The sequence below is a fragment of the Gelidibacter mesophilus DSM 14095 genome (assembly GCF_000423005.1).
GTDB classification, from domain to species: Bacteria; Bacteroidota; Bacteroidia; order Flavobacteriales; family Flavobacteriaceae; genus Gelidibacter; species Gelidibacter mesophilus.
Genome location: NZ_AUHD01000004.1, coordinates 279365 through 301720, shown reverse-complemented (window position 1 = coordinate 301720; position 22356 = coordinate 279365). Strand labels below are relative to the sequence as shown.

Annotated in this window: 20 protein-coding genes; 9 read left to right on the top strand and 11 right to left on the bottom strand. The window is 37.3% G+C overall.

The window, feature by feature from the left end; translation table 11 throughout:
- Nucleotides 1-10 precede the first annotated feature (10 nt).
- The 10 genes from gndA to rpe all read right to left on the bottom strand — a co-directional run bounded on the left by gndA (nucleotide 11) and on the right by rpe (nucleotide 9931).
- On the bottom strand, nucleotides 11-1435 hold the full coding sequence (gndA, locus tag G525_RS0104690; protein WP_211222910.1) for an NADP-dependent phosphogluconate dehydrogenase: 1425 nt from the start codon (nucleotides 1433-1435) through the stop codon (nucleotides 11-13).
- Nucleotides 1436-1437: 2 nt separating this feature from the next.
- Nucleotides 1438-1899, bottom strand: a complete 462-nt coding sequence (locus G525_RS20265; protein ID WP_211222909.1) for an HAD-IA family hydrolase — start codon at nucleotides 1897-1899, stop codon at nucleotides 1438-1440.
- A 3-nt stretch (nucleotides 1900-1902) separates the two neighbouring features.
- Nucleotides 1903-2058 (bottom strand): hypothetical protein, encoded by a 156-nt coding sequence (locus G525_RS22495; RefSeq protein WP_211222908.1) that lies wholly within the window; start codon nucleotides 2056-2058, stop codon nucleotides 1903-1905.
- Between the two features lie 4 nt (nucleotides 2059-2062).
- Nucleotides 2063-3154 carry a transaldolase gene (gene tal, locus G525_RS0104680; RefSeq protein ID WP_027125119.1) on the bottom strand — a complete coding sequence of 364 codons (1092 nt, stop codon included), beginning with the start codon at nucleotides 3152-3154 and terminating at the stop codon, nucleotides 2063-2065.
- 332 nt (nucleotides 3155-3486) lie between these two features.
- A complete protein-coding gene (locus G525_RS0104670) occupies nucleotides 3487-3954 on the bottom strand; it encodes an RpiB/LacA/LacB family sugar-phosphate isomerase (RefSeq protein ID WP_027125118.1) in 468 nt (155 codons plus the stop codon).
- 212 nt (nucleotides 3955-4166) lie between these two features.
- The gene (gene tkt / locus G525_RS0104665) at nucleotides 4167-6176 is read right to left on the bottom strand and encodes a transketolase (RefSeq protein ID WP_027125117.1); all 2010 of its coding nucleotides are present in this window, start codon (nucleotides 6174-6176) and stop codon (nucleotides 4167-4169) included.
- A 13-nt stretch (nucleotides 6177-6189) separates the two neighbouring features.
- On the bottom strand, nucleotides 6190-7482 hold the full coding sequence (locus tag G525_RS20260; protein WP_035479002.1) for an NAD(P)/FAD-dependent oxidoreductase: 1293 nt from the start codon (nucleotides 7480-7482) through the stop codon (nucleotides 6190-6192).
- Between the two features lie 219 nt (nucleotides 7483-7701).
- Nucleotides 7702-8013, bottom strand: coding sequence for a hypothetical protein (locus G525_RS0104655; RefSeq protein ID WP_035478999.1), 312 nt, complete (start codon nucleotides 8011-8013; stop codon nucleotides 7702-7704).
- 91 nt (nucleotides 8014-8104) lie between these two features.
- Nucleotides 8105-9133, bottom strand: a complete 1029-nt coding sequence (locus G525_RS0104650) for a class I fructose-bisphosphate aldolase (protein ID WP_035478998.1) — start codon at nucleotides 9131-9133, stop codon at nucleotides 8105-8107.
- A 147-nt stretch (nucleotides 9134-9280) separates the two neighbouring features.
- Nucleotides 9281-9931 carry a ribulose-phosphate 3-epimerase gene (rpe, locus tag G525_RS0104645; RefSeq protein WP_027125114.1) on the bottom strand — a complete coding sequence of 217 codons (651 nt, stop codon included), beginning with the start codon at nucleotides 9929-9931 and terminating at the stop codon, nucleotides 9281-9283.
- Between the two features lie 406 nt (nucleotides 9932-10337).
- On the opposite strand from rpe, the gene G525_RS20255 reads away from it, so the two are divergent.
- Entirely contained in the window at nucleotides 10338-10751 is a 414-nt protein-coding gene (locus tag G525_RS20255; protein ID WP_051209801.1) for a hypothetical protein, read from the top strand.
- Nucleotides 10752-11167: 416 nt separating this feature from the next.
- Complete coding sequence (locus tag G525_RS0104635) at nucleotides 11168-11506, top strand: hypothetical protein (protein WP_027125113.1); 339 nt, start codon at nucleotides 11168-11170, stop codon at nucleotides 11504-11506.
- A 166-nt stretch (nucleotides 11507-11672) separates the two neighbouring features.
- Here the strand turns inward: G525_RS0104635 and G525_RS0104630 are convergent, their stop codons facing one another.
- Nucleotides 11673-12227, bottom strand: coding sequence for a DUF7010 family protein (locus G525_RS0104630; RefSeq protein WP_027125112.1), 555 nt, complete (start codon nucleotides 12225-12227; stop codon nucleotides 11673-11675).
- 1134 nt (nucleotides 12228-13361) lie between these two features.
- On the opposite strand from G525_RS0104630, the gene G525_RS0104615 reads away from it, so the two are divergent.
- The 7 genes from G525_RS0104615 to G525_RS0104580 all read left to right on the top strand — a co-directional run bounded on the left by G525_RS0104615 (nucleotide 13362) and on the right by G525_RS0104580 (nucleotide 22348).
- A complete protein-coding gene (locus G525_RS0104615; RefSeq protein WP_027125111.1) occupies nucleotides 13362-14066 on the top strand; it encodes a hypothetical protein in 705 nt (234 codons plus the stop codon).
- A gap of 538 nt (nucleotides 14067-14604) precedes the next feature.
- A complete protein-coding gene (locus G525_RS0104610) occupies nucleotides 14605-14829 on the top strand; it encodes a hypothetical protein (RefSeq protein WP_027125110.1) in 225 nt (74 codons plus the stop codon).
- 42 nt (nucleotides 14830-14871) lie between these two features.
- Nucleotides 14872-15330, top strand: coding sequence for a TspO/MBR family protein (locus G525_RS0104605; protein WP_027125109.1), 459 nt, complete (start codon nucleotides 14872-14874; stop codon nucleotides 15328-15330).
- Nucleotides 15331-16410: 1080 nt separating this feature from the next.
- Entirely contained in the window at nucleotides 16411-17955 is a 1545-nt protein-coding gene (locus G525_RS0104595) for an ABC transporter permease/substrate-binding protein (RefSeq protein ID WP_027125108.1), read from the top strand.
- Complete coding sequence (locus tag G525_RS0104590; protein WP_035478995.1) at nucleotides 17952-18638, top strand: ABC transporter ATP-binding protein; 687 nt, start codon at nucleotides 17952-17954, stop codon at nucleotides 18636-18638. The genes G525_RS0104595 and G525_RS0104590 overlap by 4 nt, the downstream gene beginning before the upstream one ends.
- An 810-nt stretch (nucleotides 18639-19448) precedes the next feature.
- On the top strand, nucleotides 19449-20471 hold the full coding sequence (locus G525_RS0104585) for a LacI family DNA-binding transcriptional regulator (RefSeq protein ID WP_027125106.1): 1023 nt from the start codon (nucleotides 19449-19451) through the stop codon (nucleotides 20469-20471).
- A gap of 452 nt (nucleotides 20472-20923) precedes the next feature.
- Nucleotides 20924-22348, top strand: coding sequence for a glycoside hydrolase family 125 protein (locus G525_RS0104580; RefSeq protein ID WP_027125105.1), 1425 nt, complete (start codon nucleotides 20924-20926; stop codon nucleotides 22346-22348).
- The last annotated feature ends 8 nt before the right edge of the window (nucleotides 22349-22356 follow it).

The following is a 22356-nucleotide window of genomic DNA, read 5'->3' as shown; positions in this document are numbered from 1 at the left end:
TATTTAAAATTTATGAATTACCAGCTTCCCATTCGGTATGAAAAGTACCTTCTTTTCCTTTGAGTTCATAGGTGTGCGACCCAAAATAATCACGTTGCGCCTGAATAAGATTGGCTGGCATGTTTTCATTTCTGAAATTGTCAAAATAACCTAAAGCAGCGGCGAAAGCTGGTACAGCAATTCCATTTTGGGTAGCTTCTGAAACGATGGAACGAATTCCTTGAGTGCTTTCTCGCAGATTTTGATGAATAGCGCTGTCTATAAATAGGTGTTCCAATTTTGCGTTATTTTGATAGGCTCCATAGATGTCTTCCAAAAATTTTGAACGAATAATACAGCCACCACGCCAGATTTTCGCAATAACATCGAGGTTCAGTTTATAGTCATAAACTTCATTGGCACGGTGGAGGAGATGCATGCCCTGTGCGTAGGCAGAGACCATGGCGAAATAAAATGCAAGTTCAAGTTGGTGTACTTGTTCATCGTTATTATGTGAAGGGTGAGTGCCCTCAGAATCTGGATACAGTTTAGAAGCTTTGGTGCGTAAATTCTTGTACTTAGAAAGGTCACGCATGGACACGGCAATATCAATTATGGGGATGGGAAGATTGAGGTCCATGGCGGCTTGTGACGTCCATTTTCCCGTGCCTTTTGATTTAGCCTCGTCTTTGATATCATCAAGTAACAAATGGTCTGAGCCCTTCTTTTTGTAAGCAAGGATATCTCGGGTAATTTCTATGAGATAGGATTGCAATCGGCCTTCGTTCCATTCTTTAAAGATAGTGTGGATGGCGTCAGGTCTCATATGTAAACCATTTTTTAAAATTTCATAGGTTTCAGAGATCAGTTGCATTATGGCATATTCGATACCATTGTGCACCATTTTTACAAAATGTCCGGCTGATCGTTCTCCCATATAGGCAACGGTGGGATCGCCTTTGACCTGCGCAGCAATCTTAGTGAGAATGGGTTTTACAATTTCATAAGCATTTTGATCGCCTCCAGGCATCATACTCGGGCCTCGACGTGCACCTTCTTCACCGCCCGATACGCCCATTCCGATAAAATGATAGCCTTGTTTCTCCAAATCCTTAAACCGGCGATCGGTGTCGATGAAATGTGAATTGCCACCATCGATGATGATATCTCCTTTTTCAAGAACCTCGAGAAGTTCTTCAATAACACCATCGACAATTTTACCTGCAGGAACGAGCAGCATGACAACTTTTGGCGAAGACAGACTATCGATAAAATCGTTCATATCCGTAAAACCTTGAATGGCCTCAGGGTTTAATTTATTGAGTGCTGCGACTTTATCAGTGCTGATATCGTAACCTGCGCATTTATAACCGTGATCGGCAATGTTTTGTAAAAGATTGGAACCCATGGTGCCGAGTCCAATCATTCCGAATGCGTTTTTATGTTCTGTGTTCATTATCATGTTTTTAAATTTTCAAGAATCTGTTTTGTGTTTTCAAAATCCTCATGAAGAATAGCATGGATGCCTTGCTTTTTAGCCGCATCGACCAACATGGGCCGATCATCAAAGTAAAGACATTCCTTTGGATTTAACCGAGTGATTTCCAAAGCTGTTTGATAAATACGAGGATCTGGTTTTCGAAATCCAAGATAGCAGGATGAAAAAAAGCCATTAAAGACGTCATGGAGCTTGAATTTTTCTATACGATAATCATTGATTTCCATACTCTCGTTATTTAGCGCGAAAATGGGCAATGACGTTTGCTTTTTCCATGATTTCACCCAAGATAACATTTCTGGAAGTTCTACGGATTGTTCGTACATGAATTGTTTGAAATCATCCTTCGTGAAATCGCGCGATTGGTTAAAGAGTACCGTATCGAGATATTCATCTAAAGAAATACTCCCAATCTCAAACACATTCTAAATGAAGTGGTGCAAGATGTTCATCTCCTCATAATCAAATCCAAAGACTTTTGCTGCTTTTTGACGCGATTCATGTCCCCAACCATTGGTAAGCAATACGCCACCGATATCCATAAAAACCACTCTTATTTTCGAGCCCTCAAAATCGACCATTGCTTTAGCTTTTTTTACGTTTTTGATCGGCAATACTTTTGAGTAATTGTTCGTAGGCTTTGTTGAATTTCTCTATCCCTTCGTTTTCCAATTTTTGGGTAATCGCATCGATATCAATATCTAATTTTTTTAATTCCTCCATGGATTTATTGGCACCTTCAATGTCTTCAGTGACCGTATAGGCTACTGTTCCGTGATCCCGAAAAGCATCGATGGTTTCCATGGGTAGGGTGTTAATGGTATCTTTTCCAATTAATGGCTCTACATATTTGACGTCACTGAACGAAGGGCCTTTGGCACTGGTACTTGCCCAAAGCACACGTTGGGTTTGTGCGCCTTTTGCGGCAAGTTTTTTATAACGATCGCTTGCAATCATGTCGAGATAGATTTGATAGGCTTTTTTTGCCGAGGCAATAGCAATTTCTCCAACGAGATGATTGGCACCTTTTTCTTTCAACATCGGATCGACCAATACATCAATTCGGCTCAGAAAGAAACTCGCCACAGAAGCGACATCTTTTATAGAATGGCCTTCCTTAAGTCGGTCTTCAAGACCGCCCATAAAAGCTTCGGTGATTTCCCGATAGCGTGGCAGCCCAAAAAGAAGCGTCACATTAATGTTGATCCCTTCCCGAAGACATTCGCGAATGGCTGGTAGTCCTTGTTTGGTTCCCGGAATCTTAATCATAACATTTTTACGATTCACTCTTTTCCATAGGTCACGTGCTTGCTCAATAGTGCCGTCAGTATCCAACGCCAAATAGGGTGAAACTTCTAAACTTACAAAGCCGTCTTTCCCTTCTGTTTTATCGTATACCGGCTTAAAAATATCCGCTGCGCGCTGAATATCAGTAATCGCCATATCGAAAAAAATTGCTGAATTGTTGTCTTCCTTTTTTGAAAGCTTGGCAATGTCGTCATCATAATCATCGCTTCCGCTAATGGCTTTTTCAAAAATGGAAGGGTTGGAGGTCAAACCGCGCAAGTCGTCATCGTCAATTAGACTTTGCAATTTGCCAGAATTCATAATGTCGCGATCGAGTAAATCAAGCCAAATGCTCTGACCGTGTTCTTGTATTTTATTTAAAGGGTTCATATTGTTGAAATATTTATTATTGTTATTATATATTGTTTATCCGTTTTTAGTCATAAGAATGAAAAACTTGAAATACAAGCCGATTTTTTGTTTGCCCTACCCTAAAGTGAGTAAAAAATCTCAAATGATTAATTATTTGAGAATAGGCCACCTTTTAGTCCTAGTAGATATCGTGAAGGTCAAGGCCTATTCAGATTTTAAATCAGAAATCTCAATTTTATAGGATTGATTTCGGATATACTATTTATTTTTTTTAAAGCCTGAATAGAGTTGACCGTTATTCGTTAATCAAAAATCAACAATTGTTAATCTCAAATCCTGCTCCCTAATCCTTAATCCCTCTCCACCAATTTCTGAATTTTCCGCAAGCGTCGGACATGTCTTTCGGCGCCGATGAATTTCGCATTTAAAAATGTCATAACAAACTCTTCTGCACTGGCATATCCAGTAATGCGACCCCCAAGGCAAATGAGGTTCATATCATCATCTTCAACGCCTTGATGTGCCGAAAAATAATCGGTAATCAATGCTGCTCTCACCCCGGAGACTTTGTTGGCGGCTATGCAAGCGCCTACACCACTTCCGCAAATGGCGATGCCTCGAAAAACTTCTCCGGCGGCAACTGCTTTGGCCAAAGGAATGACGAAATCGGGGTAATCATCGGTATTGTCCAATACTTTGGCGCCAAAATCTAGGGGCAGGAATTGGTTTTCAAGGAGAAAGGGTTTTATTTCTTCTTTGAGTTCAAATCCGCCGTGATCGGCACAGATTCCTATTTTTTTATGTGATTTTTTTTGCATTTTGTTTTTTTTAACAGCAAAGAACACAAGATGTTTACACTATGACTACATAGATGGGTATGGTATTTGTTGTGCGACTTAGCTTCAAATTGTTTTAAACACCAATTACACTAATTCTCACAAATCTATTTTACCTAAAATTGTGCCTACATTAAATACAATTCACGCCTTTAACTTGCTTTTAGTTTGTATTAAAAACCGTTTTTAGCGGTTTATTCATTCTTGGAAAGCAATGCCTTCGCTCGTTTTACAATATTTTCTACAGAAAAACCATAGTCTTTCATGACTTCATCACCAGGTGCTGACTCTCCAAATTTCTCAATGCCGATCACATCACCATCATCGGTTGTATATTTTGACCATCCCACAGGCGAACCTGCTTCTACTGCCAATCGTTTTCTAATGCCCTTTGGTAAAACCTTTTCACGGTAAGCAGCACTTTGTTTATCAAATAAATTCCAACAGGGCATGCTCACCACCCGCGCTTGAATATTGATTTTTTTCAATTGGACTTGGGCTTCCAATATCAAATGGACTTCAGAACCGGTGGCAATCAATATAATATCTGGTTTCCCTTCAGACTCCGAAAGAATATAGGCGCCTTTCTCTAATGCTTTGGCACTGGTATATTTTTTCTGGTCTAGGATGGGAATGGTTTGACGCGTTAGCACAATGCTTACCGGTCCGTCAGTATGCAGGATGGCTGTGCGCCACGCTTGTGCGGTTTCGTTGGCATCTGCCGGACGGATGACGGTCATGTTTGGCACCGTGCGCAACCCGATCAATTGTTCGACAGGTTGGTGGGTGGTGCCGTCTTCGCCTAATCCAATACTGTCGTGGGTAAAGATCATAATCAGGCGGATATTCATAATGGCGGCCAATCGTAATGGGGGTCGCATATAGTCAGAGAAAATCAAAAATGTCGCACCGTAGGGGATGAGATACTTACTGAGTGCCATCCCATTGAGTACGGCTCCCATAGCATGTTCACGAATGCCAAAATGAAAGTTACGTCCGTCGGGATGTTTTGCGGAAAAGGATGTGTAACCATCAAGGTTCGTATTGGTAGAAGGTGCTAAATCGGCTGAACCACCAATCAATTGCGGTAAATATTTTGAGATGGCATTCAGGGTTTTTCCAGATGCTTTCCTGGTTGCCATGTTTTCATCCGCTTTGAATGTGGGAAGTTGCGCTTCCCAGCCATCCGGAAGTTTTCCTGAAGTAATGGTTTCGTATTCCTCAGCAAGGTCAGGGTGGCGATTCTTATAATTTTTATAGAGTTCGTTCCACTCTTTTTCTTTTTCTGCTGATTTCTTCGCTGCTTTTTGGTAAAAGTTTTGGACCTCATCGGGAACAACAAAGTTTTTATCTGGATCAACTCCAAAATTTTCTTTGACCAAACGAACTTCGTCCTCACCCAAAGGTGAGCCGTGGGCTGCCGCCGTACCATGTTTATTAGGACTCCCGTATCCGATAACACTGTTTACAATAATTAATGAGGGACGCTTGGTTTCATTTTGCGCGGCTTTGGTTGCTTTCGAAAGCGCCCCTAAATTGTTGACATCTGAAACTTTCTGAACGTGCCAGCCATAGGCTTCAAAGCGCTTTGCTACATCTTCATCATAAGTGAGATCGGTGTCGCCTTCAATAGTAATGTGGTTGCTGTCGTAATAATAGATCATATTGCCCAGTCCGAGGTGTCCGGCAAGCGAGGCAGCTTCTGAAGCAACCCCTTCCATAAGATCGCCATCGCTGCAAATGGTATATATTTTATAATCAAATATTTTGAAATCGGGCTGATTGTAGCGCGCTGCCATATATTTTTCCGCAATGGCCATGCCCACACCATTGGCAAACCCTTGGCCCAAAGGACCGGTGGTGACTTCAATGCCGGGCATCAGACCATATTCGGGATGGCCAGCGGTAATGCTGTGCAACTGTCTGAAATTTTTGAGGTCTTTCAGGGTGACGTCATAGCCACTTAAATACAAATAACTGTATTGTAACATGCAAGCGTGTCCGCAGGAAAGGATGAACCGATCGCGATTTGCCCAATCAGGGTTTTTGGGATTGTAGTGCATGGTTTCCGACCATAGCAAATGGCCTAATGGTGATAGGGCCATTGGTGTGCCGGGATGTCCCGAATTTGCTTTTTGAACGGCATCGACAGATAAAATTCTCACAGTATCAATGCGCTTTTGAACGATGTTTTTATTTTCCATGGGTTGCTACTTCTTATATTTCTTTAATTTCATTCTTAGCAGGATCAGGCTTAAATTCTCCTGATCTTAAAATCATTCCTAAAGGCTGGTCGTAGCTAAAATAACTCACCACCCAATCGATTAACGTCACGGTTTTATCTCGGAAGCCAACAAGTGAAAATACATGCACGAACATCCATACCAACCAGGCAAAACCTCCTTGGAATTTGAAGTTTGGTAAATCCACCACGGCTTTTTTTCTTCCAATAGTTGCCATAACGCCTTTGTTGGTATATGCAAAAGGTTGCATTGATTCATTCTTTAAACGTTTTAAAATATTCTTAGCCAAAAGCTTTCCTTGATGTTGCGCAATTGGCGCAAGCATAGGCAGTCCTTTTGGATATTCATTTGAACAATGAGCCGACACATCTCCAATTGCGAAAATATTTTGAGTCCCGAGCACCTGATTAAATTCATTGACTGACAGACGATTACCTTGTAGAATGGCTTCTTCTGGAAAACCATCGATTAGGGCGCCTTTAACACCTGCAGTCCATATAACCGTATTGGTTATAAATTGGCTTCCGTCTTCCAACACAATAGCATTGTCTTTGTAATCACTAACCCGAGTATTGAGAAAGACGTTTACCCCCATTTCTTTTAGATATTCGAGTGTTTTTTCAGAAGCTTCTTTTGACATTGACGCAAGTAATTTTGGTCCTGATTGATATAAATTTAGACTCATCCTTGACAGTTCCAATTCCGGAAATTCTTTGGGGATGAGGTGTTTTTTCATTTCGGCCAATGCACCTGCAAGTTCAATGCCTGCCGGTCCACCTCCCACAATGGCAATGTTCATGATTTCTTCTAAAGATTCTTTTTCGTTTTCAGCTAAGGCGCGCTCGAGATTCTGAAAAATCCAATTTCGAATTTGAAGGGCGTCAGGTAAAGATTTTAGGGTTAGCAATTTGTGTTTAACCGGTTCAAAATTGAAAAAGTTATTTTCGCTTCCTGAAGCCATCACTAAATAATCATAAGTCATATCTCCGATGGAGGTTGAAATTTGATTTTTTCGGATGTTTATTTTCAAAACTTCTGCCATTCTAAAGCTGACATTTTTATACTTTCTGAAAATCCGTCTTACGGGATATCCTATATTTCCCGGTTCCAAACCTCCAGTGGCTACCTGGTACATTAAAGGTTGAAAGTTGTGGTAATTGTTCCGATCGATCAACAGCACTTCTACGGGTTTCTTATATAGGGATTTAACCATTTTGACGCCACCAAATCCTGCGCCAATAATGATGATTTTAGGTATTTTCGCCATTTAAAAAGTATATTCTGCTATGAATAACATGAGATAGAAGTATCCTTAAAATGGAGAAGCCATCTCTTTATAATCCTTTGGATCAATAAAAAACCTGCGTTATTCTTAACTTAAGAATATTAAAGATACTTTTTAATTTTCAAGATGGCTTACAGAAACTGCTCTATAATTTACAGAATTCCCACCCGAACTGTTTTTATTTTGGAAGTTAAACCTGTTTTAAGTGGTGAATTCTTGATGCCTTTCATCCAAAGCCTGTATCATTTCATCTGAAATAGCCTCGCTAGAAATCCCATAGCCATTTATCAAAATACCTTTTAGATGGTGTTTTGAAGATGAAATTGCAAAAACAATAGCCTCATCGCTAGGATCAGATGGTCCTTCAAATCGATAATGTTTATCTACGATAAATTCGCCAGGAAATAGCTTTGTCTCAGTACCCTCACAAACGAGATGTGTTGATTCTAAATTGAGATTTTTAGTATACCCTCTTTCATTCAGCAAATTTGTCACTTCTGACAGCGTGGTCATGCTACCCAGAAGGGCGTTAATTTATTTAGTGTCCATGGTCCCTTTTATTTATTTTAAATTAATCCTTTAGGACTGCTAAAAGCATCTGAGATTACCCATGGTCTTCCATGGCTGATTTATAGGCTCCACGTCTTGCAGCAGCACTTAGTTTTGCCCGATGATAGAGTAGTTGTTGCGCTTTTTCCACATGAGCTTCCTGTCCCTTCCAAGCTTCTAAACAGGGGTGTTGAATGGCTCTTGCAAAAGAAAAAGCAACTATCCAAGGAAGGCGGTCCTTATAATTTTTATTTATAGCATTCAAATGTTGAGATGCTTGTTCTGGCGATTGTCCACCCGATAGAAATGCAATGGCCGGCACAGCTGCAGGAACCGATGAAAGAAAACAGTTTACAGTGGCCTTAGCAACGTCAGCGATACTGTCTTTTTGGCTACTGTCTTTTCCTGCCATTACCAAATTAGGTTTTAGAATAATGCTCTGAAGATCAACGCGAAAGTGGTACAATGCCTCAAAAAGGGACTTTAATGCTTGCTCCGTAACGTCATAACACCGCTGCCTTGAATGATTGCCATCCATCAAGACTTCTGGCTCTACAATAGGAACCAAGCCTGCCTCCTGACATAATGCAGCATATCTTGCCAAGGCATGAGAATTGGCGTTGATGCAGGCATCTGTTGGGATGCCATCTCCGATGGTAATGACTGCACGCCATTTGGCAAAACGAGCGCCCATGGAATTGTAATCTACCAAGCGCTCTCGCAGCCCATCCAAACCCTCCGTAATTTTTTCGTTAGGAAAACCAGCCAGCGGTTTGGCGCCCATATCTACTTTAATTCCTGGGATAATTCCCGAATTCATCAACATCGTAGCCATTGCAATGCCGTCTGAGGTTTGCTGTCGGATAGTTTCGTCATATAAAATGGCACCACCAATACTTTCACTCAGTCCCGGTGTTGTCGCGAGGAGTTCTCGATAGTTGCGTCGCATCTCTACATTTTGTGGAATTCCATTGACCGAAAAACGTTTGTCAATAGTGGGTGTGCTTTCATCCATGGCAAGGATGCCTTTACCATTGGCAAATATCTGCGCGATTGTATTTTTTAGAAGTTCCGAATTAGTCATATCCAATTGTATTCAATAGTTTCTTGAGAGAATATCGTCTTAAAGATACAATAGCAATTCTCAATAAAATTTATATAATCCGAGTGATAACTTACATTATTCTCACTTTAAAAGAAGAATGTTTAGGTAGTTAGGCTTTTGTAAGTTTTATAATGCCTTAAAATCAGAGATAGTTTTGGAAGGGTTGTCAGATCGAAAAATATAACTCCCAGACACCAATAAGTCGGCTCCGGCTGCAATAAGCTGTGGGGCATTGGTTAAGTTCACGCCACCATCGAGTCCGATGATTGTTTTCACGTGGCTTCTCTGAATTAAATCCCGTGCAAGTTCAACTTTCCGATAGGTGTGCTCTATGAGCTTTTGTCCTCCAAAACCGGGATTGACTGACATGATTAGCAGTTGATCAATATCCTTAATGATGGCTTCGAGATTGTTGATAGGCGTATGTGGATTAATGGCGACTCCTGCTAGCATTCCTTCTTGTTTAATTGCTTGGATGGTATTGTGTAAATGTCTACAAGCTTCAAAGTGGACGATTAAAGTATCGGCACCGGCCTCCTTAAACCGACTGATATAGCGTTCTGGTTGAATGATCATCAAATGGACATCCAATGGTTTTGACGCCAGTTTTTTTATTGCTTTGAGCACTGGAAAACCGAAGGATATATTGGGAACAAAAACGCCATCCATGATATCCACATGAATGCTGTCGGCATTGCTTTTGTTGAGCATTTCAATGTCTTTTGACAGATGGGCAAAATTACCTGAGAGAATTGAAGGAGCGATAAGTTTTGACATTTGGAATAGTTTTGTACAAGATAAAAAAAAAGAGCATACCGGTTGCTGGTATCTATCATAAATGAAGTAGTGTTTAGAGAACAATGCTGTCGACTTGGATTTGAAATTTTTGTGAAGAATCAGAAACCTTCGGTCCTTAAAGTAAAAGTGGTCAACACGACGGTTTATCCCCACATATCCTAAGGTTATTGGTTTTCAAGTAACTTATTATTTAATATGTTAAAGAAGTACTGGTTTGCAAAACTTTCGATTAAAGCGAGGATTTCTGTCCTCTTATAAAACAAGCTCAATTTTAAAAAACTCATATTTATGCGTATCTATTTTTTTGAGATTTTAAAAAATAAATTATAAAATTTTGCCTCAAATCGATTAACTTTAGACAGGTTTAACTTAAAATTCAATTATTATGAAACAGTTTCTGACTTTTTTTATGGTCGCTTTTTTACTGGTTGGTTGTAGTAATGACGACGACAATAATTACCACGACTATCATTTAGAATATACTGCGGTTAAAAGCGCAGATCTTCCAAATGAATTTATTTATGGACGGACCTATCGCATCAATGTTACCATTGAATTGCCAAACAGTTGTTATTTTTTCTATGGTCAATTTGATTATTTCTATGAAGGAACGGCAAGGTTAGTTTATCCTATCGCGCATGTTGATGATGGTATATCCTGTACCGACAGCGTTAGAGAAGTAACATTTTCAATTCCCGTACATGCCATACAATCTGAACCTTATATTTTTAAATTTTATCAGGGAGAGGACGAAAATGGAGAAGATAAATTTTTGACTATTGAAGTTCCTGTAATTTGAGATTCTTGAGGATATACATTGCATGTGATTGTGGCTATAATTGATATCCGAGACAGAAATTTTTGACATTAAAACTTATATGCAGTATACTTGAAATATTAGTGAAGTTTCAAGATTTCAGAGCAGCCATTGCAGTATTTTATTAAAAACAATTGAAAGAAATTTATGGCGAAGAAGATCATAAAGAATTTCAAGCAAAGCCAAGAGGCTGTTCGACAGAGGAGTCTTTTTTTTTGTGACCTTGTTTTTTAATACTTTTAAAAACCTTTTAGATGAAACAATGAGTTGACATACTCAATAGTGTTAATATTTTATTTTATAGGATTCACTCTGTTGTTTATTCATCCGTAACTTTCATTAAGAAATTAAACCTACGAATAAAAAAATCATTGTAATTAATATATTAATCTAAGATTATGGACACAAATAGCGACAAAGACAAAAAAATAACAGGTAATCCAGAACGTCTTCAGGATAATGATCACCGCATGGACAGACGTACAAATGATGCTCAGGGAGAAGTTGATTACGGGCAGAACAGACATCAGCCGAATGAAGATCCAGAACAAGAGGCCGAGAGTCATTGGAAGGCTATTGAAAGTGATTATCGAAAGCACTATCCAAAGCTTACCGATACCGATGTGAACTATAAGGCCGGAGAGTTTTCTGATGTTCCCCGTCGGATAGCAAAACGCACCAATAGAACTCCAGAAGCTGTAAGTCAAGAAATTAGGGGGTGGCGAACCAAAAAATAAATAGTGATTTAATATGGTTATCGGGAACTTGTTTTTGAATTTCACATTTGATGACTCTATCCCTGAAGTTTTCATTATTTTTTTCATGCAAATCCGTTGCATGGATCGTTTATGGCAGGTCTGAAATATTTCTATAGGTTTTAAAGCATCGTTAAGTGTCAGATATTTAAGAATCTGCTCTTTTTCTGTTCTTCAAGATGATGAGGGTTACAATATAGATACCTACTATCGCAAACGGAATCGCTACGAATCTGTGGTCTGGAAAACTGTACCAAAGTAACACAATAAGTATAGTTCTGGTCAGCGAATGGAAAATCCCAACCCAATGTTTAATGATCCAAGAGAATGGTAACCACATGAGGCCTGTCAAAATACCGACAGTTAGTGGCAAGGATGAATAATCTAGTATAAAAAACGGTATTGCAATGCCATAAACCAAAATTGATTGTCCAACTGTAAAAAAGAACAAGGAGTCAAATTCATTCTTAGGTTTGTTTTTGTCCAAAAAATTTTCACCGGTATATTTAGAAATAAACATACCTAAGTAGGCAATGCATCCTGTGGCAATAAATAAGACCCAAACAGTTGTTTTCATTGGGAGTAAAAGTCCCGCAATTCCAACTAGTAACCATGCGATTGCACCAGCTAAAGGTGTCGCAAGAAATTTTCCATTTGTAAACTCAATACGTTGTTCTTCGAGTGATCTTTTGGTCTGATTCATTTTGTACTTTTTTTAAATTATGTAGTCTGCATTTTCTTAAGGTACAGATTTCTATTTTCTCTTGGATGCTTTTTCGCTATCATTATAATCAAGGCAAAGGTTTATCCAATATTCAAAGTCTATTTTGTTATGATAACCTATTTGTTCCACATAACAATAGCCTTTATATTGCCTGCCTTTCATTGTCATTGGCAAGAAACTATTTTTTTTGGATATTTCGTCAGAAAGAGAAGGATCAAAGCGGCACATTAACCTGCTTTCGCCAATATTTATTCACATTTTCCCATTGACCATAAAAGCCAATCCACCGAACATTTGTTTCTCTTCAATTTCTAGCCCATGAATATTTGATATGTAAGTTCTTACTTTGTCAGCTAACTTAGTATTATATGCCATAGGGATTAGTTGCTATTATAAAAAAAATTAATATATAAAATTAGGATACTACGGTATAGAAAACGAGAATCATGAATATACTTGTTTCGTCCGGTAATTTACAAATTGGAATGAAAGGAGGCAAGTGTTGGTTTGAATAGGTATTTCTGGCAGAATAAAATCAAACCTTGTTTATTTTCACAACGCTTTAATATTAACCGCATGCGTCCCTTATAATTCGCTTGATGTGCCATGATATGCATTTACTAATCTTTTTCAGGAGCCGCCAGTTGAAATATCATGGCATCTATTCTATTGGCATTGTCATCCAATAAAAAGTCTCTTTCTTCCATAGAAAGATCGAAAACATTTTGGGTAACACAATTTTTAAAATCTCTAACATGGTCACCATTTTACCAAGTTGAACAGCATAACCTTGGACAGACTCAGTGATTGTTGCCCATAGAACAATATATGTGCTATGAGAAGCAGGACGCTCCATGTCAGGAAGTTTTTCGACGCTATTTCCATCTGAATTGGTTTAGTGATTTTCAATCTTTCCTAATGTTTTTGAAATTTGAAGATAAGCGTATTCTTACTCCTTTTTAAAATTAATCGCTTTTTGTCGTGTCTTTTGAAGTGATACATAAAATTAGATGTAGAAAAGTGAAATAGGAAGTTTAGCACATGATTTAAGATTTCATGCTCACATGTTTCATTATCCCCGATGCTATGGTATTAAACTAAATAACTTAAACTATGGAAACAAATAACCTCATTGCCGAATTATACGCAATCGTACAAGATCCTAACCTTCAGCCAGATCTCGAATATTTTAAAAAATATAATCTTACCGATGACAACCTTATAAAGATTAAAGCTATAAATGACAACATAGCCCAAAATGCTTATAGGAATAATGAAATTCAAATGAGGCAACAGCAAAAATTATTAGAGTCAGGCGATCAAACTTTTGAACTGATTAAGAATATGAAGTTAGGATTAAATGACACATTGGAATCCAATAGAAGAGCGCAAAGTATTAGTACCTGGATGTATATTTTTTCTTTTTGTTTGGGATTGGGGTTGATTATAACCTCTGTGGTTTTTGCAGTTATGGATAGACCCATTTTAGCTATAGCCTTTGAGATCTTTGGAATGGTGGATATAGTTGCACATTTTATAGCAGATCCACCGGCGCGACTTCAGGAAAGTAGAAGTAATTACGTCCAATTAACTGGACTTACATTAGCTTGGTTTAAAGAAACGTTAAGCAATGATGCCTATATGGCGACGTCACTCCTTGGATCAAAGGAAATGTTGGATAATTATAATTCGCTATCAGAGAATTATGTCACCAATACAGGTAAATTTTTTCAAATGATGGACGATCTTGCCGAACCTCAGATTAAAAAGAATAAAAAGAAAAAGAAAAAAGCGGAGGTTGCTCAAGAAGCTTCTTAATTTTTTTGTCTAAGGGATAATCTAAAAACACAGCCCCGTAAACACAAGAGTTTCGGGGCTTTTTGACAGAGAAGGAAGATGGTTATTTTATAAAAACTGTTAATCAAATTATTCTGTTAGTTTTACCTTTTTGCTTACCTAATTCTGAATCCATTGTGGATATGAGTAAATTTGGTCCTATATGGGACGCTATTAGTTCAACAGAACTCCGCCAACTATACTCTTTTTAGCTTCAAGATTCTATATCCTAAATCATAAGGAAACTCCTTTCAAACCAACCATAGCGCGCTAAACGTTTGATAGAGAGAAAAGAAATTTTTGTTCGTCAAAGTGTGCTTGTCAATACGTTAAGGGAGTACAGATTATTATGTCAAAAAAAAATTTAGTTTAGAAAATTCTTAGAACTGATACACAAACTTTTAACTACCACAAAAGCAATTTTTTTGTTAATTGTAATAATACCTGAAGTGTATAGGTATAATTTAACTGGATTCTATTAAATTTCAACTTTCGTATCTTGCTCAAATAATTTCATATTATGAAAATAAATTTATTGTCCTGTGACGCCCTGAGATCCGATAGAAGGGCTATAACTAAATGTCTTTTAGAGGTTTCCTCAAACATTAATGAATCCTTATCGTTTGAACTGACTGAAATACTTTTAGATGGAGATACCGTGGTCATCGAGGTGGAAGATAAAGAAACAGGATCTGCGTTACGAGCGTTGCGAAAATTGTCTATTGACTACGAAATTATAGACTAAATAATAGCACTTCCAAATAATGACATTTAAAAATAGCGGAGAATGATTTATAGACTTACCTTATTCTTAATACTAAACTTTACTTCTGTCGGACTTGGACGTTTATTGGGAGGAGAAGGACCAAAGTCTGAGTGGTATGCTGGGTTGACCACGGCACCTTGGACTCCACCAGGATTTGTCATCGGTATAGCTTGGACCCTCATACTTATTTGTTTTAGTATCTATCTGTCTTATTTGTGGCCTATGGTAGAGAATAAAAAACTCCTGATTGGCCTATTGATACTATATTATATATTGAGTCTTGTTTGGAATCCTATCTTCTTCCAGTACCAACAAATTTTAGCAGGGTTGTTTCTTATAGCTGGTCTCGCTGTAGTCGTTGGTTTTATCATGTTTTATTACTGGACAAATATGAAGTCTAAATCGCTTTTATTGGTGCCTTATTTTCTTTGGCTAATCTTTGCCACATCTTTAAACGTCTACATTCTTATAAAGAACTAATAGGGTTAGCCATTTAAGTTACATTAATTTTTATAAAATCAAACGTTATTGATTTATGATTGGCCCAAGACGCAATACACTTAAATGAATGTAAATTCTTTTGATAAATCCATAAGACTATTTTTTATGACAACTTTTGAAGCGATCTTTATAAATCTTTTTTTGAAGGATAATGTTTGCTTTAAATGGCAATCCATTTTAATAAAACGACAGCCACGCCATTTGGAGACGTAGGCTTGTTCCAGATCTTTGACGTGGCTAGCAAATATAGATTATAAAATTCTTGCATTACAGTCTTGAATGATATCTAAGATACGCTCCATTGCGGTTTTAGTTTCATCCCTGTTATATAAGAATCTACCTAATAAGTATCAAATTATGGGTTTCTTTAGAAAGCAAATGCCTACAATGTGCTATGTTTTAGTGCTGCATTAAAAAAACATTTAATAAAGTCGGGAATTTATGATAATAGTCTTTAAATTCAATCGTGAGATGAATCGGATTTGGAATAGAACTGCCGTTCGGAATATTGGTCAACACATTTTTTTCCATTCATAAAGATGGAAGAATGTGTTAAAGGATAGAAAAATGCGAGGCTGGTGACAATATTAAAATAACAAAAAAGAAATAGGGAAAATTAATGTCGTCAATAAAATTATTGTTTTTTATAAGATCTCTCTTGAATTTCGAAAGATTGGGAATACTCTGTTTGCACATAAAAAAAATTATAGATTATAATAAGTCTAAAACAAAGAGCAATCAATTGCATCTCAACCACTGATTATCATGTCATGATTAAAAACAGGGAGAATAATCCGATGGTGACTAGTTGATAAGGAAAAAGCACCAAGTCACTTTTCGGACACCGGCGATGAGAGTTTTAAATGGGTATTTTTAGAGAGCCATCCTATAAATTATTTGATGCCAATGATTTAGCTTTTTTATAACAAGAGCACACCATAGATGGCGCTTAGAGTAAATTCTGTAATTTTATAAAAAGAGAATAGGCCTGATAAAAAAGAAAGTGAAAATTATACTGAATTTGAGGCTTCTACAACATCCTAAAGGAATGACACAACAATGATCATATTTGAACGAAAAGAGTACTTTTTACAGCTATTGTCTGAGCATATTCTGATCTCGTTTGGCGCACTTGCCATAACAACGATCGTTGGAATTTTACTCGGTATTTGGGTGTTCTATTCATCAAAATCAAGAAAATTTGTTTTACCGTTAGTAAACTTTCTTTATACCATTCCGTCCATTGCCATGTTTGGCTTATTAATCCCCTTGGTGGGTATTGGACTTAAAAATGCTATAATCGTTTTAGTGTTATATGGATTATTACCTATGGTAAGAAATACATCTACAGGTTTGAGCGAAGTACGTTCAGATATTGTGGAAGCTGCCAAAGGAATGGGAGCTACCAAATATCAGATTTTCAAAGACATATACTTTCCACTGGCACTACCATCAATACTCTCTGGTTTACGCATTACAACAGTTATGCTGGTGGCACTAACAGGTTTGGCTGCACTGATTGGAGCAGGAGGATTAGGACAGGCTATCTTCAGAGGATTAAATACAATGAATACACCCATGATTGTTGCTGGATCACTTGGGGTATCGTTATTAGCGGTTTTGAGCGACCAGTGGGTAGGGGTTTTTGAAAATAGATTGGTAAGAGTAGTAAGCAAAAATGCTTCGAAAAAACAAAAGCTTGTGGTGTACATAAATATGGCATTGCTAGCTGTTGTTTTTATTGCCGCCACGGCATACACCAGACCACTTCAGTCGAAAAATGTAAATACAATAATTGTAGCCTCAAAACCAACAAGCGAGCAATTCATTTTAGGTGAAATAATAGCGCAGCTCATTGAAAACGAAACAGACCTGCAAGTCGTCAGGAAATTTGGTATTGGTGGAGGAACTACAAATATACATCCGGCAATGACAAATGGAGAAGTGGACATGTATGTTGAGTATACCGGAACTGGATGGATGAGTGTCCTGGAAGAGCCATTGCCAACTGATAATCATGTAGAGTTTTCGCTTATACAAAAACAGTATCAAGAAAACTATAATCTAAAATGGTTAGGATTACTTGGTTTTAACAACACCTACACCTTGGCTATCCCTGACAGCTTGGCTCAAAAATTTAAGATTCAGAATTTTTCAGATCTGGCGCGTTATAGTCAGCATTTTAAATTTGGTGCAGAGTTCGATTTTTTCGAACGCTCCGATGCTTACAAAGGTCTAGTGAAGACTTATGGGTTTAATTTTTCGTCAATTCACGAGATGGATATTAATTTGAGATATAATGCCCTTGTAGAAGGCAAAGTGAATGCCATTGATGCTTTTACTACGGATGGAAAGATTGTAGCACTGAATTTAAAAGTATTAGTCGACAACAAAAACTATTTCCCAAGTTACGAGGCCGGAATTATTGCTAGAATAGAAATCCTTGAGCGGTTTCCTCAATTAGAGCCGCTGCTGATGAAGCTGAATCAAAAGATAAGTACCGAAACAATGACCAATATGAACTATGAAGTGGAAGTTCTAAAAAAGGATCCTCGGATAGTGGCAAAACTATTTCTCGAACACTTAAAAGAACAACAGAAATGAGCAATTTAACAATCATACGTTTCACTGATGTGGGCTTTTCTTACGGGGAACAAAGTGTTCTGAATAACATCTCTTTTTCTGTTGATAAAGGCGAATTTATTTGCCTTACTGGAAAAAGTGGTTGTGGAAAGTCAACATTGTTGAGATTAATCAATGGCCTGCTACCACGACGCGAGGGAGAAATTGAAATTTTAAACAAAAATATGGCTGATTGGGAATTGCATCAGCTGAGGCGTAAAATGGGTTATGTGCTTCAGGAAGGAGCCCTTTTTCCTCATTTAACAGCCTATCAAAACATGTGCTATTGCCTCAATCTGATTGAAGGTGGCGCCAAAGATAGTGAGGAGCGGATCAACGAACTTCTACCACTGGTCAACTTAGACCGTAGCATTTTAAAAAAATTTCCTGACACACTAAGTGGAGGACAACGTCAGCGGGTAGGTATCCTCAGAGCCATTGCGCACAACCCGGAAATAGTATTAATGGATGAGCCTTTTTCGGCACTTGATGCTGAAACGCGAATGAACCTGCAAGTTTTAGTGAAAAACATTCATCAAAAGCTGAATACTACTTTTGTGATGGTCACTCATGACAGCGACGAAGCCGAAAGATTATCCACCCGAATCATTCACATGGATGCAGGAAAAATTAAGTCAACACTTAACGAGTTTCCATCGGAGTAAGAAGAAAATTGACAATTGAGAATATGTAATCGAGAGCGACAGTAGGAATATTCCTAAAAAATGAAATTTCCTTGATATATGTGGAGTTTCCGTCCAGTTGGTTTTAATAATCATTGATTTTATATCAGTTCAAAAATTCACATAAAAAATACAATTAATTGACTATTAGTATTTTATTTGACAAAGAGGGATTAATAAATTGATCCCAAAAAGAAATCCTGAACAAGCATATAACAAACTTCATAAACACTTCGGTTTCTACATTATTATTCTATATTATTAAGAATAGAAAATAGGAAAGAAATTAATTAGAATTTTTATTTTCTTGCATAAAGCGGAAGATTAAAAACAACAGTTACCCACAAAAACAAAGCCCCGTAAACACTAGTGTTTCGGGGCTTTTCAGCGGAGAAAGAGGGACTATTTTCAAAAATTTAATACATTGATAATTAAGTAATTATAAATTATTCATGAAGTGAGCTCACCGAATCACGCACCTCTTAAGAATTTTGGTAATTGATACATATTTGATATATTCTCCAGCGAATCCAGATGTAACAACATATGCCATTGGTGGAAGAATCTTTCAGAACCGAAATATCAAGAAGAAGCAATAAGTAATATGATAGATACTTTTTGATGGATTCCTGAAGTTAAGTTTGAATTGGATGTTAAAAAAAATAAAACCACTATTACACTCAAGATTTGAGTGAAATTAATTAGTTTATGCTAAATATTAAATGGAGAGAATTGTAAGTTTGACTAACTTAATAATCATTTCAATCATGAAACTTGGTGAAAAATAATCTAATGAAGAATAAAACTTACTCAATCAAGGATATCGCAAAAGAAATAGGAGTGTCTATTACTACCGTTTCTTTTGTTTTGAACGGGAAAGCAGAAGAGAAAAGAATTTCTAAAGTAGTTACGGAGAAAATTTTAAATTACGCTGAATCAATAAATTATAAACCCAGCCAACTTGCCCAAGGTTTAAGAACGGGAAAAACGAAGATCATCGTTTTTATGGTCGAGGATTTTTACTATTTTTTTGCAAAACTTGCCACAATTATTGAAAGTCTAGCCTATAAAAAAGGGTATAAGGTTATTTTTTGTACCAATGATAATAACGACACCAAATCGATAGAACTCATTAATTTATATAAAAACATAAAAGTAGACGGCTATATAATAATACCTTCCCCAGGATTAATGCCGAAAATTAAGGAACTAATAGTTGAGAAAATTCCTGTAATTCTGTTCGATCGGTATTTTCCTGATTTAGATTGCAATCATATCATAGTCGATAATAAAGAAGCTTCTTTTAATGCTACAATGCACCTTATCGTTAATAAATTCAAAAACATTGGATTTATTACAACAGATTTGGAACAGACCCAAATGTTGGACAGGCTTAATGGGTACAAAGAGGCAATACACACTAATGGTTTTACAGAACTTATATTAAAGGTGCCTTTAAATGATGTTTCTTCCACTAGAAAGAAAGATGAAGAAGATATTAGAAATTTTATTGAAGAGAACCCTCAATTAGACGCTCTTTATTTCGCAACAAATTACTTAGCAATTAGCGGACTCGGGGTAATGAAAAAATATTTCCCTGATCATTCCAAAAATCTGGGGATCGTGTCTTTTGATGACCTTGAATTTTTCGAATTTTATACCCCCTCCATTACTGCCATAAGCCAACCACATGTCGACATAGCACAATCTTTAATGGGGTTGATGCTCGGTTTGATAAAAGAGGGCAAAAAGCAAACGCACCCTAAAAAAATTACCTTAAAAACTAGTCTTAAAATCCGGGATTCATCTAGGTAATTAATTTAGATATGGATTTTTATTTTCCATACTCAATTATAAGAAAATATGTTCATTGGACACAACATTCCTTCATGTATGGATCGTTGAGGTTAAAATACGTTGTGGCTTATTGAGAACAGCCCTCAAGTCATACAATATCCAGCTATCTTTTTGATAATAGTTTTTAAGTCTTATTATATTATTTATATATTTGGTAAATCGATTTACTTTATGCATGAAAAATCACTTTCACTGTTTATAAGGTTATTGATTAAGAAGCTGTTGTCGCTTTATTAAAACTTGACGCAACTACTTTTTATAACACTAGTTTCGTAGGCCGATATTTTCAGCTGAGCTAAGGTGTCAATATGTCTTCCGTGTGTATTCGAGAGGGCTTTTGCTATTGAGGTTCCTACAAAGTAATACAATGCTAAACTTTTATAATAATATTATTTATAACAAAATCAACTATGGAACGAAGAAAATTTATACAGAACACAGCTCTTTTTGGTGCAATGACTATGATAGCTCCAACAAATATTATGGCAACTGGCCTTTTTAAGAGCTTTCCTGTTATACGGGTTCATGAAAAAGAAAGGCATTTTGTAAGCCAAGTTATAGAAGATGCTATCAGGGAGTTTCAAAAAAATGTAAAGGACGAAGAGCTCTCATGGTTGTTCAACAATTGTTTTCCAAATACTTTGGATACCACGGTAACATTTAGCAGAAAAAATGGGAAATCACAAACTTATGTCATCACTGGCGATATCGATGCCATGTGGTTACGGGATAGCTCTGCACAAGTGTGGCCCTATCTGGCATTCGCAAAAAAAGATAACGATCTTATGGCTTTAATTGCAGGGGTTATAAATACTCAAATCCAATACATTCTTATAGATCCGTATGCCAATGCGTTTTATGATGATCCGAATAAAAAAGGTGAATGGACGACAGACCATACAGACATGTTACCCGGCGTTCATGAACGTAAATATGAAATCGATTCCTTATGCTACCCGATACGATTGGCTTACAATTACTGGAAAACCACTGGAGACACGTCACCCTTTGATGCAGACTGGCAAAAATCCATAAATGCCATTTTAAAAGTATTTAAGGATCAACAAGAAAAGAATGGTTCTAACCCTTATCATTTTCAGCGCACTACTCCTCATGGCACGGATACAAGAGTTTTAAAAGGTTATGGTTATCCAGTAAAACCAGTGGGATTGATTTGTTCAGCCTTTAGGCCAAGTGATGACGCTACGGTATTTTCATTCTTGGTCCCTTCTAATTTTTTTGCGGTGGTAAGCTTAACCCAGGCAGCGGAGATGATTGATAGTTTAACAGGCGATGCCGCCTTGTCCAAAGAATTAAGGGCATTGGCTGCAGAGGTTAAGCAAGCACTACAGGACTACGCTATTGTAAACCATCCTAAATACGGTAACATTTATGCTTTTGAAGTTGATGGCTACGGAAACCATTTGTTAATGGATGATGCCAACGTTCCTAGTTTATTGTCGTTGCCCTATCTTGATGCTATCGATAAAAACGATTTGGTATATAAAAACACACGTGAATTTGTCTTATCCTTGGACAATCCGTTTTTCTATAAAGGAAAGGCAGCAGAAGGTATCGGAGGGCCACATGTGGGTGTAAATATGATTTGGCCTATGGCAATAACCATGCGGGGGTTGACCAGTGATAATCCCAAGGAAATAAAAGAATGCATTGCCATGTTAAAAGCAACCCATGGCGATACAGGCTTTATGCATGAGACCTTCCATAAAGATGATCCTAAAAACTTTACAAGATCATGGTTTGCTTGGGCTAATACCTTATTTGGTGAGTTTTTATGGAAGACGTACAAGGAACAACCAGAATTGCTGACCTAAATATCCTG

Excerpts from the sequence above, each read along its gene's own strand:
- gndA (WP_211222910.1), bottom strand. The coding sequence starts at position 1,435 with ATGAACACAGAACATAAAAACGCATTCGGAATGATTGGACTCGGCACC.
- G525_RS22495 (WP_211222908.1), bottom strand. The coding sequence starts at position 2,058 with ATGGTCGATTTTGAGGGCTCGAAAATAAGAGTGGTTTTTATGGATATC.
- tal (WP_027125119.1), bottom strand. The coding sequence starts at position 3,154 with ATGAACCCTTTAAATAAAATACAAGAACACGGTCAGAGCATTTGGCTT.
- G525_RS0104670 (WP_027125118.1), bottom strand. The coding sequence starts at position 3,954 with ATGCAAAAAAAATCACATAAAAAAATAGGAATCTGTGCCGATCACGGC.
- tkt (WP_027125117.1), bottom strand. The coding sequence starts at position 6,176 with ATGGAAAATAAAAACATCGTTCAAAAGCGCATTGATACTGTGAGAATT.
- G525_RS20260 (WP_035479002.1), bottom strand. The coding sequence starts at position 7,482 with ATGGCGAAAATACCTAAAATCATCATTATTGGCGCAGGATTTGGTGGC.
- G525_RS0104655 (WP_035478999.1), bottom strand. The coding sequence starts at position 8,013 with ATGACCACGCTGTCAGAAGTGACAAATTTGCTGAATGAAAGAGGGTAT.
- G525_RS0104650 (WP_035478998.1), bottom strand. The coding sequence starts at position 9,133 with ATGACTAATTCGGAACTTCTAAAAAATACAATCGCGCAGATATTTGCC.
- rpe (WP_027125114.1), bottom strand. The coding sequence starts at position 9,931 with ATGTCAAAACTTATCGCTCCTTCAATTCTCTCAGGTAATTTTGCCCAT.
- G525_RS20255 (WP_051209801.1), top strand. The coding sequence starts at position 10,338 with ATGAAACAGTTTCTGACTTTTTTTATGGTCGCTTTTTTACTGGTTGGT.
- G525_RS0104635 (WP_027125113.1), top strand. The coding sequence starts at position 11,168 with ATGGACACAAATAGCGACAAAGACAAAAAAATAACAGGTAATCCAGAA.
- G525_RS0104630 (WP_027125112.1), bottom strand. The coding sequence starts at position 12,227 with ATGAATCAGACCAAAAGATCACTCGAAGAACAACGTATTGAGTTTACA.
- G525_RS0104615 (WP_027125111.1), top strand. The coding sequence starts at position 13,362 with ATGGAAACAAATAACCTCATTGCCGAATTATACGCAATCGTACAAGAT.
- G525_RS0104610 (WP_027125110.1), top strand. The coding sequence starts at position 14,605 with ATGAAAATAAATTTATTGTCCTGTGACGCCCTGAGATCCGATAGAAGG.
- G525_RS0104605 (WP_027125109.1), top strand. The coding sequence starts at position 14,872 with ATGATTTATAGACTTACCTTATTCTTAATACTAAACTTTACTTCTGTC.
- G525_RS0104595 (WP_027125108.1), top strand. The coding sequence starts at position 16,411 with ATGATCATATTTGAACGAAAAGAGTACTTTTTACAGCTATTGTCTGAG.
- G525_RS0104590 (WP_035478995.1), top strand. The coding sequence starts at position 17,952 with ATGAGCAATTTAACAATCATACGTTTCACTGATGTGGGCTTTTCTTAC.
- G525_RS0104585 (WP_027125106.1), top strand. The coding sequence starts at position 19,449 with ATGAAGAATAAAACTTACTCAATCAAGGATATCGCAAAAGAAATAGGA.
- G525_RS0104580 (WP_027125105.1), top strand. The coding sequence starts at position 20,924 with ATGGAACGAAGAAAATTTATACAGAACACAGCTCTTTTTGGTGCAATG.